This window comes from Actinoplanes sp. NBRC 103695, assembly GCF_030269485.1.
Lineage (GTDB): Bacteria > Actinomycetota > Actinomycetes > Mycobacteriales > Micromonosporaceae > Actinoplanes.
Genome location: NZ_BSTL01000007.1, coordinates 166,509 through 183,354 on the forward strand (window position 1 = coordinate 166,509; position 16,846 = coordinate 183,354).

At 69.5% G+C, this 16,846-nt stretch carries 12 protein-coding genes; 7 read left to right on the forward strand and 5 right to left on the reverse strand.

Going from position 1 to position 16,846, the window contains the following annotated elements:
* The first annotated feature begins 7 nt into the window (after nucleotides 1-7).
* From QSK31_RS14090 to QSK31_RS14115, 6 genes are all read left to right on the forward strand, one after another.
* Complete coding sequence (locus tag QSK31_RS14090; protein ID WP_285684141.1) at nucleotides 8-1,087, forward strand: adenosine deaminase; 1,080 nt, start codon at nucleotides 8-10, stop codon at nucleotides 1,085-1,087.
* Between the two features lie 449 nt (nucleotides 1,088-1,536).
* Complete coding sequence (locus QSK31_RS14095; protein ID WP_285684142.1) at nucleotides 1,537-5,031, forward strand: sensor histidine kinase; 3,495 nt, start codon at nucleotides 1,537-1,539, stop codon at nucleotides 5,029-5,031.
* Nucleotides 5,028-5,432: a roadblock/LC7 domain-containing protein gene (locus QSK31_RS14100; RefSeq protein WP_014447580.1), complete on the forward strand. Its 405-nt coding sequence runs from the start codon at nucleotides 5,028-5,030 to the stop codon at nucleotides 5,430-5,432. Before QSK31_RS14095 ends, QSK31_RS14100 begins: the two co-directional genes overlap by 4 nt.
* 98 nt (nucleotides 5,433-5,530) lie before the next feature.
* The gene (locus tag QSK31_RS14105; RefSeq protein ID WP_285684477.1) at nucleotides 5,531-5,911 is read left to right on the forward strand and encodes a DUF742 domain-containing protein; all 381 of its coding nucleotides are present in this window, start codon (nucleotides 5,531-5,533) and stop codon (nucleotides 5,909-5,911) included.
* Nucleotides 5,892-6,500, forward strand: a complete 609-nt coding sequence (locus tag QSK31_RS14110) for a GTP-binding protein (protein ID WP_285684146.1) — start codon at nucleotides 5,892-5,894, stop codon at nucleotides 6,498-6,500. Before QSK31_RS14105 ends, QSK31_RS14110 begins: the two co-directional genes overlap by 20 nt.
* 1,682 nt (nucleotides 6,501-8,182) lie before the next feature.
* Complete coding sequence (locus QSK31_RS14115) at nucleotides 8,183-8,689, forward strand: AbfB domain-containing protein (protein ID WP_285684148.1); 507 nt, start codon at nucleotides 8,183-8,185, stop codon at nucleotides 8,687-8,689.
* A gap of 325 nt (nucleotides 8,690-9,014) precedes the next feature.
* On the opposite strand, the gene QSK31_RS14120 is transcribed toward QSK31_RS14115, so the two are convergent.
* From QSK31_RS14120 to QSK31_RS14130, 3 genes are all read right to left on the reverse strand, one after another.
* A complete protein-coding gene (locus QSK31_RS14120) occupies nucleotides 9,015-9,857 on the reverse strand; it encodes a PHP domain-containing protein (protein ID WP_285684149.1) in 843 nt (280 codons plus the stop codon).
* 169 nt (nucleotides 9,858-10,026) lie between these two features.
* A complete protein-coding gene (locus QSK31_RS14125) occupies nucleotides 10,027-10,581 on the reverse strand; it encodes an AAA family ATPase (protein WP_285684151.1) in 555 nt (184 codons plus the stop codon).
* 552 nt (nucleotides 10,582-11,133) lie between these two features.
* A complete protein-coding gene (locus QSK31_RS14130; RefSeq protein WP_285684152.1) occupies nucleotides 11,134-12,582 on the reverse strand; it encodes a methionine--tRNA ligase in 1,449 nt (482 codons plus the stop codon).
* A gap of 226 nt (nucleotides 12,583-12,808) precedes the next feature.
* On the opposite strand from QSK31_RS14130, the gene QSK31_RS14135 reads away from it, so the two are divergent.
* Complete coding sequence (locus QSK31_RS14135; RefSeq protein WP_285684155.1) at nucleotides 12,809-13,597, forward strand: hypothetical protein; 789 nt, start codon at nucleotides 12,809-12,811, stop codon at nucleotides 13,595-13,597.
* Here QSK31_RS14135 and QSK31_RS14140 read toward each other — a convergent pair.
* Together QSK31_RS14140 and QSK31_RS14145 are read right to left on the reverse strand one after the other, a co-directional pair.
* Nucleotides 13,594-15,774, reverse strand: coding sequence for a transposase (locus QSK31_RS14140; protein ID WP_285684156.1), 2,181 nt, complete (start codon nucleotides 15,772-15,774; stop codon nucleotides 13,594-13,596). The two genes, QSK31_RS14135 and QSK31_RS14140, sit on opposite strands and share 4 nt — an antisense overlap.
* A 145-nt stretch (nucleotides 15,775-15,919) precedes the next feature.
* On the reverse strand, nucleotides 15,920-16,834 hold the full coding sequence (locus tag QSK31_RS14145; protein WP_502872960.1) for a SatS C-terminal domain-containing protein: 915 nt from the start codon (nucleotides 16,832-16,834) through the stop codon (nucleotides 15,920-15,922).
* Nucleotides 16,835-16,846 lie beyond the last annotated feature (12 nt).

Genomic DNA, 16,846 nt, shown 5'->3' on the forward strand with positions numbered 1-16,846 from the left:
TCATCGGATGGCCGCCATCTCGCTTGCCGACATCGTCAAGGCCCCCAAGGCGCTGCTTCACGACCACCTGGACGGGGGTCTGCGCCCCGCGACCATCGTCGAGCTCGCCGCGAGCGCCGGGCACACGCTGCCGGAGACCGACCCGGGCAGGCTGGGCGAGTGGTTCGCCGCCGCCGCCGACTCCGGGTCGCTGGAACGCTACCTGGAGACCTTCGCGCACACCGTCGGGGTGATGCAGTCCGAGGAGGCGCTGCACCGGGTCGCCAAGGAGTGCGCGCTCGACCTGGCAGCGGACGGTGTGGTCTACGCGGAGGTGCGCTTCGCCCCGGAGCTCCACCTGGAGCGTGACCTGAATCTCGACCAGGTGGTCGAGGCGGTCCTCGCCGGTTTCCGGGACGGCTCGGCGGAGGCCGCCGCCGAGGGCCGGCAGATCCGGGTCGGCGCGCTGCTCACCGCGATGCGGCACGCCGCGCGGTCGCAGGAGATCGCCGAGCTGGCGGTGCGCTTCCGGGACGGCGGCGTGGTCGGCTTCGACATCGCCGGCGCCGAGGCCGGTTACCCGCCCACCCGGCACCTGGACGCGTTCGAGTACCTGCAGCGGGAGAACTTCCACTTCACCATCCACGCCGGCGAGGCCTTCGGCCTGCCGTCGATCTGGCAGGCCCTGCAGTGGTGCGGCGCGGACCGGCTCGGTCACGGTGTGCGGATCGTCGACGACATCACGGGTACGAGCAACGACCCGGTTCTGGGCCGGTTGGCGGCGTACGTCCGGGACAAGCGCATCCCGCTGGAGTTGTGCCCGTCGTCGAACGTGCAGACCGGCGCCGCGCCGTCGATCGCTGAGCACCCGATCGGGCTGCTGCGCGACCTCAGCTTCCGGGTCACGGTGAACACCGACAACCGGCTGATGAGCGGCACCTCGCTGTCCCGGGAGATGGCGTTGCTGGTGGAGGCGTTCGGCTGGGGCTGGAGCGATCTGCAGTGGCTGACGGTGAACGCGATGAAGTCGTCGTTCATCCCGTTCGACGAGCGGCTGGCGATCATCACGGACGTCATCAAGCCCGCGTACGCCAAATTGCTGGGGTAAAAATCGGTTATTCCGCCCATGAGCGACACGGTGCTACTTTCGGTTCACGAAACTGGCCGAACCGGTCACTCAGTTCAACCGTTCGGACACATTGGTCTCTACAAAAGCTGCAAAATGCGGCATCTCACCTTGCCGTATCGGGGCTTCCGAGCAATGGTCTGTCCTGCCACGATCCGAGCGGATCGAGACCGGCAGGTGCACGTAAGCCCCCGCGATGCATCAGCCGTCCGGAGTGACCGTAAGAGACGTACGCGTATACGAGCAGTGACGACGGACCGGCGATGTCCAACCACTTGGACGCAACATCGCATCACACACCCGGTCCGGGTCCGGCTGCTCTTTCTCTTTGACACTCGTCGTGATGGAATCTCGGGGGCCCGACCCCCGTGTCGGCCGTGTGTGGGGTCCGGACGAAGCCGACGACGGGCCCGAATCAGGAGGACGGTGACGTGAGCAAGCGCCCCAAGCCGGCGAACGGCGTCATGTCGCGTCTTCGGCGGCCGGCCGGACGGCTACGGGACCTGCCCATCTGGTCGAAACTCGGCCTGATCATGCTGGTTCCCACGCTCGCGACGATCATCGTCGGCGTGAGCGGTCTGGTCGACCACATCGAAGAAGCGAGCAACGCCGAGCAGGCGCGCACCCTGGCCGTGCTGTCACAGGCCGCCGGTGGACTGGTCGACCAGCTGCAGGACGAGCGGGCCTACGCGACCGCCATCGCCCGGACCGACGCGCGTGTGAAGACCGACCCGGTCCGGAACAAGGCGCTGCAGCAGTACCAAGCAGTGCACCCCAAGGTCGACGCCGCCAAGGTGCCGTACGCGCAGCAGCAGTCCGCGCTGGACCTGGAGGGTCAGGCCAACATCGTCGGCCTGCTCAGCAGGCTCGACAACAACCTCAGCGAGCTGCCGGTCGTGCGGACGCAGGTCGCCAACGGCGACCGCGACGTGGCCGACGTCGACGAGAACTACGGCAAGATCATCGACGACCTCCTGAACGTGCGGGACGCCTCCGCCCAGCTGGCCGCGAACACCGAGCTCGGCGACCACATGCGTGCGGCCGCCGCGGTGGCCCGCATCAAGGACTTCGTCGCGCAGAGCCGCGATGTCGGCATCAAGATCACGGACGAGAAAGATCTGACGATCTCGCTGCGTCGCGAGCTCGACCTGACCCAGACCGGTCAGCAGATCGCGCTGAACAGCCTCACCCAGACCAGCACGCCCGAGGAACTCGCGCTCTACAACCGCACCGTGGCGGGCAAGGACCTGTTCCAGGCGACCAACCTCATCGTCCCCCTGGTCAACCTGCAGGGCGGGAACACGAAGAACATCCCGTTCACCCTGGACCAGTGGGAAACGGCGATGCGGGGCTACAACGGCCTCTTCCGCCAGGTCGAGACCCGGTTCGACGCGGACATCGTGAGCCTCGCGACCGACCTGCGCGACGACGTGCAGCGCCAGGTGTTCATCGAGACCAGCGCGCTGCTCGGCATGCTGCTGCTGGCCATCCTGTTCGCGTGGCTGGTCGCCCGGTCGATGGCCCGCTCGCTGCGCGAACTGCGCCAGGGCGCGCTCTCGGTGGCCCAGTACGGCCTGCCGCACGCGGTCAACCGGCTCCGAGATCCCTCACTGTCCAGCTCGCTGACCCCGGCGCAGGTGGCCGACATGGTCGCCGAGCCACTGCCGGTCCGCAGCCGGGACGAGTTCGGGCAGGTGACCGAGGCGTTCAACGCGGTCCACCTCGAGGCCGTGCGTACCGCCGCCGAGCAGGCCGCCCTGCGGTCCTCCGTCGCGACCATGTTCGTCAACCTCGCCCGCCGTTCGCAGATCCTGGTCGACCGGCTCATCGGTCACCTGGACAGGCTGGAGCGCGGCGAGGAGGACCCGGACCGTCTGGCCGAGCTCTTCCAGCTCGACCACCTGGCCACCCGGATGCGTCGTAACGACGAGAACCTCCTGGTCCTCGCCGGTGCCGACTCGACCCGCGTGCAGCGCGAGCCGGCCGCCCTGATCGACGTGCTCCGCGCCGCGCAGTCCGAGGTCGAGCACTACACCCGCATCGAGTTCGGCATGGTCGACCGGGACATCGAGGTGGCCGCCCACGCGGTCAACGACATGGTCCACCTGGTCGCCGAGCTGTTCGACAACGCGACCGCGTTCTCCCCGCCCAACTCGACCGTGCTGGTGGAGGCCCGCCGCCTCGGCGACGGCGCCATCCTCTCGGTCGAGGACCGCGGCATCGGCATCAGCCACGAGCAGCTGCGCGACCTGAACGAGCGGCTCGCCAACCCGCCGCTGGTGGACGTCGCCGTCTCCCGGATGATGGGCCTCGTGGTGGTCGCCCGGCTGGCCAACCGGCACGGCGTCAAGGTGGAGCTCCGCCCGGCCGGCGCCGAGCGTGGCACCGTCGCCGAGGTGGGCCTGCCGATCAGCGTCCTGATCTCGTCCTCCGCCGCGAACCGGCTCCCGTCCGGTGGCAACCAGCCGCAGCCGGCGTTCGGCGGCGACCCGGCCACCACCCAGGTGCGGCCGCAGTTCGCCGAGCCGCTGGCGCTGGAGAGCGGCCGGGGCGGTGGCGGCTACCCCGGTGGCCGTCCCTTCGACCCGAACCCGCCGATGCCCAACGGCGGCATGCTCGGCACCGGCAACCGGTCCGTACCGGCCTGGTCCGACCTGACCGGCGCGCCGACCAGCGGCCCCAGCAACGGTGGCGGCCCCGGCGGCGGTGCGAACGGCACCAACGGGAGCAACGGCTTCCACGGTCCGCGCAGCAACGAGCCGATCCCGCCCATCCCGGCCGGCCCCAGCGGATTCGACGGATCCAACGGATACGACGCCCCCAACGGGTTCGACGGACCCAACGGGTTCGCCGGTCCGGACGGCCTGCCGCAGCGTCGCAACGGCGAGAGCTTCCGGCCGGACGCCGCCGACACGATGAACGGCTTCGGCCCGACCATCCCGCGTCAGCTGCCCTCCAACCCCGAGGGCCAGGGCTTCTCCGGTCCGCCGATGCCTCCCGTGTCGGCCCCGCCGGTGTCCTCGGCGCCGCCGTACGACCGCGGCCCGGCGACCCCCGACCAGAACGCGTACCCGCCCGCGCAGCCGCAGGGCTTCGCCAACGGCGCCGGTGCGCCGCCGGCCTGGCCCCCGGTCGCCCAGGACCGGGACAACCCTCCGCCCGTGCCGGAGAGCCTGGCCGCCGCGCTGGACATGACGGCCGAGCTGCCGCGCTACCGTCCGGACCGCAACGGCTCAGGCAACCCGGCCGTGGCCGGCCCGGCCAACCCGCAGTCCGACGCCGAGCGCACCGTCGCGGCCCATGAGGTCGCCGCCGCGCAGGCGGCGCAGGCGCAGGCCACCGCGGCCGCGCAGATCGCCGCGGCGCAGGCACGGCAGCGGGCCGGCGACGGTCAGAGCCAGTACGCCGACGAGACCATGGAGCTGCCGATCTTCCGGGAGCTCGAGTCGGCGTGGTTCACGACGGCCAAGCAGCCGGCGGCCGACGACGCGATCACCTCGCAGCGGATCCCGACCGGGGAACCGACCCGGACGGTCCCGCAGCAGCCACCCCCGCCCGAGCCACGCGACCTCGACCCGGCTCCGGTCGGCGCGGTTGCCGGCAACGGCGCGGCCACGGCGAACAGCCCGTGGCAGACCGCGGCCGACGAGGGCTGGCACGCAGCCCGGGCCGCGGCCGAGAGCCCCGTCGAGGCCACCACCGGCGCGGGTCTGCCGAAGCGTAAGCCGATGGCACAGTTGGTCCCTGGCGGCGTCGATCGGGCGGAGACTTCCACCCAACGTCGCACTCCCGAGGCGGTTCGTGGTCTGCTGTCCGCGTACCACCGGGGTGTGCAACGCGGCCGCGGCAAGGAACAATCGACCAACCCGGAGGTAACTTCGGGCGGGCAGCAGTCTTTCCAGGCTGGCAAGGAGCATGAGGCATGACATCTACGCAGGATCTTGGTTGGCTTCTTGCCAACTTCGCCGATCGCGTTCCAGGGGTCGCGCACGCGATCGCGGTCTCAGCCGACGGTCTGCTCCTGGCGGCCTCGCGGGACCTCCCGCGGGACCGGGCGGACCAGCTGGCGGCGATCGCCTCCGGCCTGGTCAGCCTCACGCAGGGCGCGGCCCGGTGCTTCGAAGGAGGCGCCGTGCTGCAGACAGTCGTCGAGATGGACAACGGGTTCCTTTTCCTGATGTCGATCTCCGACGGTTCGTCGTTCGCGGTGCTCGCCGCACGCAGTTGTGACGTCGGACAGGTGGGCTACGAGATGGCCCTGCTGGTCGACCGAGTGGGAGAGGCCCTCACACCGGCGCCGCGGTCCGCGGCCGGAGTGCTCGGCTGAACGGGGCGATCTGCCGGAACTATCGGCGGTTGTCCAAAATATGAAAATCAAGAGACACTTTGTCTGGGCTGAGCATGGGTTGGAGGTGAGCGGTGACGATGCCAGAACGCGATGAACCAACAGGCGCACTGGTGAGGCCGTACGCCGTGACCCGAGGCCGTACCCGGCCCAAGTTGGACATAGCGCTCGAAGCGCTCGTGGAAACAACCGTCCGAGGCCGTTCGGCGGGGGTTGGTCGTTCTGGTGGCGGCAGCGAGCATCAATACATCGCAGCGATGTGTGACGGCGGCAGAGTTCAGTCGCTGGCCGAGATCGCCGCACGCATGCAACTGCCGCTCGGCGTGGCTCGGGTGATCGTCGCGGACATGGCTACTGATGGCCTGGTCGCGGTGTACGAGCCGACGTCCTTGGACGACGAGACCGATGCGGTGGGCACGGAACTGCTGGAGAGGGTGCTGAGTGGACTTCGCAGGCTCTGACACGTCGCGTCGCCCGAGTGCTGGGCGCGTCACATCGGCGAAGATTGTCATCGCCGGTGGGTTCGGCGTCGGTAAGACGACGCTGGTGGGGTCCGTCTCCGAGATCACCCCACTGACCACCGAGGCGATCATGACCTCCGCCGGCGTGGGTGTCGACGACAACCGGCAGGTGCCGGGTAAGACGACGACCACGGTGGCGATGGACTTCGGCCGGATCAGCATCGATCGGGACCTGATCCTGTATCTGTTCGGCACGCCCGGACAGACACGGTTCTGGTTCATGTGGGATGAACTGGTCCGGGGTGCGATCGGGGCGGTCGTGATGGTGGACACCCGCCGCTTGGCGGACTGTTTCGCCGCGATCGACTTCTTCGAACACCGACGACTGCCGTACCTCGTGGCAATAAACTGCTTCGACGGTATGCAGTACCACAACGCTCAGGATGTCCGCGACGCGCTGGCCATCTCGAGCGAAATCCCGGTGGTCAGCTGCGACGCGCGTAACCGCGAGTCGACCAAGAACGTGCTGATCTCCCTGGTCGAGTACGTGCTGACCATGCGCCGTTCGCGCGCGGTCGCCCCGGCCTGACCTGACCTCGGAACGCCCTGCCCGGCCCCGGCCGCGCGGGGCATTTCGTGTTGCTCCAGTTGGGCTCACGAGGTGCTCGGTGCCCGGCCGTGGGGTGCTTGGTCGTGGGTGCCCGGCCCTGGGGGTGCTCGGTCGTGGGCGCCGGGTCTTGGTGCCCGGTCTTTGGGTGCTCGATCGTGGGCGTTGGCCTTTCGGCGGCGCTCCGTCTCTGGGTTTCGTCTCTGGCGCCCCTTCTCTGGGCGCTCAAGATCAAACTCGGGATCGAGAGCAGACTTTCCCGGGTCCGTCGTGGTTCGGACCGCCGCTCCCGCCGGGGACCGGTCGCTGCGCTCCCTGCCGGATGCGTAAGTGGCGCCGCGCCCGGCTGCCCGCGCTGCCCCCGCCCTGCGCCGTTGCGACGCCGGCGGGCACTCGGGCGGTGACGCCGCCGAGTGACCGGGCAGGGGGCCGGGTAGCCGCCGCCAGCCGGGAGTGAGGGCGAACGGGCACGCCGCTACTACCGGCGCAAACTCGCCGCAAGCAAGACCCCCATGGAAGCCATGCGAGCCCTGAAACGCCGGCTCTCCGACATCGTCTACCGGCGGATGGACGCCAAAGCCGTCAGGACGGGCCTGGGAGGACAAGCGGGGGCGACTCTGCAATCCAGCGCGGCCGACTTGATCCCCCTGGTCGACACTTCGGAGAAGTCACCTCCCGGACCAGCCGAGGACCACCCTTGGAACACCTCTTCCCACCGGCTCTTGACACAGAGGGGTGCCAGAAGAGTGCCGCATCTCTTTCGCCATATCGAGCAGGCGGATAATGTCCGATGTATGTCGAACTTTAATGGGCGGGGCAACTTAGCCGCGGGTCCGATATCGGCTCCGGGAACGTTCTCGCTTACGCACCCAGAGGGCAGCTCGACCGGCTGGGCAGGGAGCTTTTCGCCTGATAACCCAAGGCTTCCCATGCAGGAGTCCGTTGGCCACGTCGCAAGAATCCGACTTGATCAGGGCGGAAGCGGTACTGCGCTCGTCAGCCGTGTTGTTGATAGATGGGGAACGATTCGCATCGATAGTATCGAATCGCCACCGTTCTGATTCACCGGCTGGAAGATGAGTGACATGTCAGAACGTCCGATAACAACCACGACAGCCACGTCGTTCGAGGCGGCCCCAACGGTCCAGAAAGCTTGGACCAGGCGCGCGATGGATACGTACGACGAGGTGGCGTCAGGCAACCGCACCTGCCGCCCTCCGAAGCGGTTTGACGCAGTCATCTCGGCTACGAGCGTGCGCCGAGTTACCCGGTCGGCGTCGCAGCGCGTGATGGCGCTCCGCCGGCCCGCCGCGCACGCTCGGCGGCAGAACAGTGCACTGGTTTACTGAGGTCGAAAGGGGCGCGCTGAGCGCGAGGTCCTCTGGACGACCGAGAGGCCCCGTGTTGGAAGCTTGAAATCGACCTTGTCGGAGCGGCGAAGTCCGTCATTCGAAGGGCCGGTCACTCTCACTGCGCCCGGTACCCGGGAACAGCGCCGCCGGTGACCCGATCGCGGCCGACCACCAACGTACGAGTTACCACTTTCTTCGAGTTCGACAGACTCACGGTGTATACGCTCATTGTGTCGGCAACGTCGCCGGCGCGATAAGGGGGATCCAATGATAGGACCATTCCGTTCAAGGACCTGGGTTCGATGGAGGGCGTTGCTCGCTGCCGTCGTCGCGACGGTCGCCACCCTCGGCGTCGCGGTCGCACCGGCTGCGGCCGCTTTGCCGCTCTCTCGCTACTACTCACTCGAATCTTTCAACTATCCGGGGCATTTCGCGCGCCATGCGAACTATCTCGGTGAACTCTCCACGGTATCCAGTCAACTGGATCGCAACGACGCCACCTGGCTGCTGGTTCCCGGGCTGGCCGGTGCCGGGGTGTCGCTGCGCTCGAAAAACTATCCCAGCTACTACCTGCGGCACTCAGGCTTCCGGCTGCGGATCAGCAGGTCGGACGGTTCCCGGCTGTACCGGGAGGACGCGACCTTCTACGTCCGCCGCGGCAATGCCGCTTCCGGTTCGGCCTGGCTCTCCTTCGAGTCCTACAACTATCCCGGCAGATTCATCCGGCATGCCAATTACCACCTGTGGCTGCACCCGATCGACCGCACGCAATTGTTCAAAGCGGACTCGACCTGGGCCGCACGCCCGCCGTTGGCCTAAGGGCGGATCAAAACCGTCCACGTTGACGGCGGGCTGACGCAGAGCGGAAGGTCGGCCGTCGTCGCCGGAGTCCCGCAGAATCGCCGCCGCGAGGGAACCAAGTCGCTCGCGCGCATCACTTCCAGCAGAAGGCCTCAGAGCCTGGTCTTGTGCCGCATTGGGCGATGACGGAATCGTGCGGAATGCGTCCGACCTGCGCGATGGAGCTACCCGAATCAGTTGACGGCCATACTGACATCGGCAGATCCGCGCCTGCGGGCCTGCATCGGCGCCTGAGCAAGCGAGCGCGGGACTAGCGGTATGTGAGTAATCACCAGGTAGGCGGTCATCCCGGGAGGGTCCATCGGTCGTACGGATGACGGCCCGGCCGGAAACCATGTGCCTGGACCATGTCGACGGCCGCGGACAGGCCGGTGCCGACGGCGTCCGGGATGTGGGCGTCGCTGCCGAAGGTGACCACCTTGCCGCCCTCGTCGCGCCACCAGCGGACGATCTCCGAGGCCAGCGGGATGCGGGTGTTGACCTCCAGCGTCCGGTCCGTGGCGGCGAGGGTGCGTAGCGCGTGCCGGAACTCGTCCTGGAAGGCGTGCAGGTTGAACGGTCCGGCCTCGGCGGGCCAGCCGCGGACGGCGTAGTCCAGGTGGGCGAGGACCTCGAAAGCATCCGTACGGGCGATCAGCTCGGTGATCTCGGCCAGGTAGAGCCGGAGCACCTCGACGGCGGGGCGCTGCCGGTAGAGAGCGTTCGCCTCGACAAGGTGCCCGTCGACGGGCAGGGCATGCAGTGAGCCGAGCACCCGTTCGTAGTGGCCGGTGCCGAGCAGTTTCGCGACCGGCACGGCATTCCAATGGGGTTCGCCCAGTTCGACGCCGCTTATGACGCGCAGCGACGGGAAAAGCTCGCGGCACCGCTGGATCGAGGATAGATAGCGCTCCTGGTCCAGCTCGGGCGGGACCAGCACGCCGTCGGGACCGGTCAGCTCGCGTCGCAGCGGTGAGAGCTCGAGGACTACCTCGTCGACCGTCCACCGGGAGTAGTCGACGTGTTCGGTGAACGCGACGGCCGGAAGACCGAGCTGCACCGCGCGGGCGCAGGTCCGTTCCATGCAGCCCCCAGGGGCGTCCCACGAAAATTCGGTGTGCACGTGACCGTCCGCGGGCTGAACCACCTGGCCCACGGTAGCGATCATGGTGCAGGCGCCGCGGAGCGGGTGGGCCTGCAGTGCTGACACCCTGCCCCCGAACTGCGAACTGCGAACCTCGGACCTCGGGGCCGCGAACGTCAGGGCGATATCTCGGTAGCCGGCGCGCACGCTCGGCGGCATGACAGTACGCCGGTCATGATGGTTGCTGCGGCGAATCAATGGCCTTCTGGACAAGGGCTGCGCGAGCCTTGAGTGGAGCCGGCGGCACCTCGATGAGCTCGAATCCCAGCTCGCGGTATGTCAATTCATGAACCTGTTCGAAAACAAGTGAGTCTTCGAAGCTGATGCGGCGCGCGGCAGTAGGTTCGACGTAGCCTTGACTGCGTATGAAGAATACGGTTCGTTCGTAGAGGTGCTCGACCTGCATCCGGTTGATCTCGGCGAGGAGTCCGGCTGATGCGGTCGCGGCTGCGTAGCGGCTCAACGCCAACGTGCAGACAGGTGAGCGATCGAAGAAGGTGACGGCCGTGTGCACCTGTTCGGCGGTGAGCTGTCGCTTGCGTTGAAGATCCACAATGTGATCGATGAACGCCGGATCCTGCCACGGCTCCGGGTTGCCGAGAGCCTGGTGCAGCGCGATAACGTCCGTCGCGGCCTCCTCGACGACAGCGTGGCCGGCAACCTCCAACTGACGAAGGATTGCCGTCTTTCCTGAGCCCGGAGCACCGGTAAGAATGTACCTTCGCACGACTGGATCCGGCCCTTCGGGGGTATTCGGCAGAATCAGCGCACGACTCTGGGCAGCCTCTTCCGCAAAGAAGGAATGATTTTGTGCAACTGCCTACGGCCGAGAGCATGACTCCATCGGCGCGGCGTTGGAGCACGTTACCACGCAAATGATGACGCACTGTTCTCGGCGGATCCGCGCACCCGCCCTCGGGTCACTTCATGATCGCTAGCGCGGAGAGTGAACGGGCGTGAACAACCGTCGGCGCCGGCAGGTTTACGAGTGGCGCCGGTTCTCACGAACATCACGGCCCGCAGAGCCGGCAACGTGGTGCCGAAACTCGCGAACATCTGGTGCCCAAACTCGCGAACGAAGCCAGGCCCGGTCGGCTCGTTCCTGTGCCTGGCAGGGGCTCGGCGGTTCGGCCCTGTGTGCGGCGCGTCTGGTCGGTTTGCTCATGGGCGCCGAGGCTGGCCGGCTTGGTGCTGTGCGCTGCGGGGGGCTGGTCGGCTCGGGCTTGTGCCTGGTGAAGGCTGGCCGGCTCCACCGCTTGCCCGGGGGCTGGTGTGGTGGTCAGCGGGTGGTGGCTGGGCGGGCGAGTTTGCGGAAGGCGGGAGTGGGGGTGCCTACGTGAGGGCCGGCGCCCAGCTGGGGTGTGAGGCGGGCGGCGGCGTCGGGCAGGAACGGGGCCAGCTCGGTGGTGATGCGGCGGCAGGTGTCCACCAGGGTGGCCACGGTGGTGTCGAAGGACGGTGGGAGTTCCCAGGGGCGACGGTGGTCGATGTAGCGGTTGGCGGCTGACACGGCTTCGCGGATGGCGGCCGTGGCGGCGCGGAGGTTGAAGGCCGCCACGGCGCTGTCGATGATGGCCGGCAAAGTGGGGGACAACGGTTCGGGCGTACCCGTGATGTGGCTTTTGCGGTGTCGATGCGCGAGGGTCAGCGTGCGGTTGACCAGGTTGCCGAGGCCGTGGGCCAGGTCCTGGTCGGCACGGCGGATCAGGCGGGACTCGGTGAAGTCGGTGTCGCCCAAGGGGGCCACCTCGCTGAGGAGCCACCAGCGCAGGGCGTCGGTGCCGTAGCGGGCGGCCAGGGCTACCGGGTCGACCGTGTTGCCGCTGGACTTGGAGAGCTTGGCGCCGTCGACCGTCAAATGGTCGTGGACCAGGATGCGGCTGGGGAGGGGGCGGCCGGCCGAGAGGAGCAGGGCCGGCCAGTAGACCGCGTGGAAGCGGGTGATGCCCTTGCCGATGATGTGGGTGCGATCGCCGGGGGCTGCCCACCAGCGGTCGTAGTCGGCGCCCTCCAGCGCGGTCACATAGTTGGCCAGGGCGTCCCACCAGACGTAGATGACCTGGCCGGGGTCGCCGGGCACCGGGATGCCCCAGCCGCCCGCCCGGGCCGCGGGGCGGGAGACGCTGAAGTCGTTCAAGCCCGCCCGGACGAACGCGAGCACCTCCTGGCGACGGGCCTCCGGCTCCACCCGCAGGGTTCCGGACTCCAGCAGGTCGAGGATCTGATCCTGGTAGCGGGAGAGCCGGAAGAACCAGTTCCGCTCGGTCACCGGCTCGGGGACGACCCCGTGCTCCGGACACTGCCCGTCGGTCAGCTCCGCGGCGGCCCAGAACTGCTCACAACCGCCGCAATACAGCCCGTGGTACTCCCGCCGGTAGAAATCGCCCCTCTCGGCGCAGGCACGCCACAGGGCGGCCACTCCGGCGCGGTGGCGTGGGTCGGTTCCGGTACGGATGAAGTCGTCGAAGGACAGCGACAACGGCCCGCGCAGCCCCCGGAAGCGCTCGGCGTTGCGGGCGACGAACTCGGCCACCGGCACTCCGGCGGCCCGGGCGGCGGTCACGTTCTTGAACGCGTTGTCGTCGGTGCCGGTGAGGAAGCGGGTCGGGCGGCCGCGCAGGCGGGCGTGCCGGGCCAGCACGTCGGCCTGGACGAGTTCGAGGGCGTGGCCCAGATGCGGGGCGGCGTTGACGTACGGGATGGCCGTCGTCACGTACAGCAGGGTCATGATCTTCTCCGCGGGTGTCGGCCGTCGGCGGAGCAGGTCACGGAAGATCAGACCGGGACCCCGGCGACGGGGTCTGGTCGGGTGGTGTCAGCGCACGCCGAAGAGCCCCTTGTCGGGGCGCGTCATCAGGCCGGTACGCATGCGTCGATGCTGGCATCCACCGGGAGGGCCGCGCCAGCCGATTTCGCCTTGCGCGGGGCGGATCTCGCCGGGATCCTCAGCGCCCATGGGCTCCGACGCCAAACTGATCATCCTCGACTACGACCGGTACAACGGCGAGGTCGTGCCGGCGGTGGTCGCCTGGCTGCGCACCGGCGAGGCGCCGTCGTGGCTGCTGGACGCCGGTGACTCCGGCGAGAGTCTCTCCGAACGACGGCGGGTGGGCGCGCGTCTGCGGGACGAGCCGGTCGACCTGGCGCGGCACTGCACCTGGCTGGGTGACGACCTGCGGATGCGTACGGACCTGGCCGAGGCCGGCGCGGCTGCGCGCCCGATGCTCACCTGCACCTCCGTCACCTGCCCGGAGCGGTTCAAGTGCCCGTTCCAAGGTGATGGTCAGGAGGTCGTCACCTTCCTGGTGCAGGACGTGGTCGAGGACCGCTGCCTGGGTGACGGGCAGTTCCTCGGGCGGTCGGTCACGCCGGACTTCTACACCCCGGTGCTGGACCGCCTGGCGGTGCCGGCGGACGACCCTCTGCGGGCGCTGCTGGCCGCGCTGGGACGTCGGGGCGGGGTGATCGGCTACGTGTTCGAGAGGACGTCGGGGATCCGGGGCTGGCTGACACCGGCCGAGACCGCCGAGCTCGCCGAGCGTCTCGATCGGCTGGACCTGCCGCGGTACGCGCCGACCTTCGAAGCCATGCGCGCCCGCTGGCGGGACTCGATGACGGCCATGGGAAACCAGGACTGGCGGGCCGTCAGCATGTCCTTCGTCCGTACCGTGGCCAGGATCGCCGCGGCCGAAGGCAAAGCGGTCCTGTGGGGTGCGGACGTCGACCGGTCGGGCAAGCCCTAAGCGCGGTAGCCGGCGCTGTTGCGGTAGTCGTCGGCGGGCTGGCCGTCGCGGGAGAAGTCCCAGCCACCGGCGGACTCGCGTCCGGGCCGGCCGCCGATCGCGTACCCGCCGATCTCCTGACCCCGGCGCCAGCCGCGGAAGTAGCCAGTGGTGTGCGCCGCGATCGACGCCGCGTCGCGGACGATGCGGGCCGGCTGCTCCTCGCGCAGGGGCGAACCCGGCACCAGGTTGGCCTGCGGCACCCGCTTGGGCAGGCCGGCCGACGTCTGCGACGCCACCGCGGGAGTTGCGGCCTTGGCCGCGGCCTTCCAGCCGGTGTCGTTCGGGTTCGTCCAGTCCAGGTTGTCGGCGGTGTCCTCGTCGTGGCCGGTGAACCAGGCCGAGCGGGCCGCCGCGAAGATCAGCAGGTCGCCGTCGCCCTCGTCGGGCACCGGCGGGGTGAGGCTGCGGTCGAGCGCGGTCAGCGTGGTCCGGCGGGGGCCCCGGCCGTTGCTGGTGCCGTTGGCGCGGGCAGCCGGGGTGTCGACCAGGCTCAGCCGCGGCGGTTCGGTGACCGCGGTGACGTCGGCGGGCACGTTCGCCAGGCCGCCCAGGGACTCCACCAGGCGCAGCGCCGGAGGCTCCTTGGGCATGTCCTGCCAGGGCGGGCGGACCCGGCCGTCACCGTTGCCATTGCCGTTACCGGCGGAGGCGGCCGGCGGCTGCACGGCGTTGTCGTCGCTGGAGTTCATCAGCGGCCAGTTGGCGCGGGAGCCCGGCGGGGGTGTCTCGGCGCGGGGCGTCTCGGCACGCGGCTGTGCGGGCATCGGCAGCGAGTAGTCGGTGGCCCCGTTGGCGCCACCGCGCGTGTTCGGCCGCGGCGGGATCACGCTGCGCTGACGCTCGGCGCGGGCCTTGGTCATCGCCGCGTCGGTCAGCGTGGGCCGGAACTCGCGGCCGGAGTCGGCCGGCGAGACCGGCCGGGCGCCGGGCGTGATCGGGGTCATCCCGGGCGGGGGCGGCGGCACCGACACCGGGCGGTTGCCCGGGGACTGCTGCGGCGGGAGGCTCGCGGCGGCCGGCATCGGCGCGGTCGGGCGGCCGGCCAGCGGCGCGGGCGCCATCGGCGGCGGACCGATCGGGTCGGGTGCGACCGGCGGGGCGGTGAGCGGGCGCGGCATGGCCGGGGAGTTGCCGGCGGCCGGTTCGGGACGCCCGCGGCGGGGCAGCCGGGTGCCGGTGTCGGACGGGCGCAGTGCCGCCGCGGCGGGCTCGGCGGCGCGGCGGGCGCCGGCGGACCGGCGGCCGGAACTGCTCGCGGGTGCGGTGACCCGGGCGGCGAGGGTGCCGATCAGCGACTCGCAGGCGCTGTCGGAGGCGCGGACCGCGCCGATCGCCTGGCGCACGGTGTCGGCCGCGGAGGGGGCCAGCGACTTGTTGACGCCGCCCCGGCGGGGTGACTCGTTGATGGCCACCACGAGCGCGGTGACCGCGGCGGTGACCTGGTCGTCGGTGCCGGCGCCGGCGCGGGCGAGCTCGGCGACCACCTCCATGGCGGTCTGCTCGGTGTCGCCACCACGGCCGCCGAGGCGACCGGGCTCGGGAAGGGCGTCCAGCACGGCCATGGCCAGCGGGTGCGCCGGGTCGGGGTACGCCCGCAGCGCCGCCGGGTAGAGCTCGCGCAGCACCTCACGCAGGGCGGTCGAGGCGGCGTGCCGTCCGGTCAGCATGGCGACGTGCGCAGCCAGTATCGGCTTGTAGCTGATCAGCTCTCGGGGCGCGGGGACGGTGGCGGCGGCGATCGCGCCGGCCTGCATCGCCCGGGCCAGGCCGACAGCCCGGCGGGCGGCCGTCGAGGCCTGCATCTCGTCGATCGAGTCGTCGTCGGCGAAACGCTCGGCGTAGTCGTCGGTGGCGTCGTCGTCGGTCACGACCAGCGGGCGCCCGGCGGCGGTGAGGAGCGACGTCACCATGTGGTCGTCGCTGTCCGCGGCGACGGCGACCTCGCCGAACCCGGTTGTCCGCTCCACGAGCAGCGTCCCCAGCTGGGCATAGCCCGACGGGTCGTCGCTGATCTCATGGACGCCGAGCAGCCGTCCCGCGTCGTCCACCACGGCGATGGTCAGCAGCGCGGAAGAGCCCGCACGCACCGATTCATCAGCCGACGCCAGACCGCAGTACACGCGCACGAGCGCCACGGCGTCGTCCTCCTCCCCGGTGAGGGTCGTTCGCGACGAACCGTGAGTCTCAGGGCCGCCTGAGTGCTGCGGAGATCTCCACCGTCGCGAACGATCCTCATTTACTGCTGTCGTGTGCCAAAGACTGATGGTCCCTGGTAAGGGGTCAGTCGCGCCAGTCCACAGCGGCAGAGATCTTCCCGATGATCGAGCGCCAGCCGAGACTTGCCTGTTGTGCCCCGATTTTCTTCAGTCTGCGGCGGCCGAAGTAGCCACCCATACCGCCGGTCTCCGCCTTTCGCAGAGACTCATCGAGGTCGTCCAGCGGCGAACCGGGCGCCAATGCCAGGATCACCGTCTTGAGCCGGAGGGCATGACCCAGGTCACGGGCCACCTCGCCCGCCGCGATCAAGAGCGGCAGGTCCCACGTGTCGTGCCCTCCGCGAAGATTCTCCACGACGAGGTCAAGTTCGTACCGGTCATCCGGCTGCGGGTCGACGTCGGTCGACTCTACCCGTTCGGCAACAGTGCTCCAGCTGTCCAACTGGGCCATATCGTGCGGGGCACCCGAACGAATGAAGCTGACCAGCGACTCGGGCGTCTTGAAGGTGAGCAACCGGCCACGGTGACTGAGGAAGACGGGCACCTCCTCGTCCTCCGGCTCGTCCTCGGCCTCGTCCTCGAAGTCGGCCGGGTCCGGCTCATCGGCGGTGTCGTCGCCGCTCTTCTTCGCCTTGTCGTCGTCCTCGGCGAGAAGCGCCTGGAACTCCTCGTCGACGATGACCTCTTCCTCGTCGTCCTCCGCGGCGCGAGCCTCGGCGGCGGCCCGCTCGCGGGCCTCGAAGGGGTCGTCCTCGTCGGTCTGGATCTCGGTCGGCGTCAGCTCGGACGACTTGCGGTATGCCCGCAGGGTCAGCCCCACGCCACCGGGCATCGCGATCTCCACGGGGGAGATGCGAACCTCGTCCCACAACTCGCGCCCGGACAGGCCGGTCACGGCCTCGGACTCGTCGGACTGGGTGGCCACGGTGACCTCCGGTGATCTTTCGGACGGACGTTCGGGGTGACTCTGCGCACACAGACAATAGAGGGT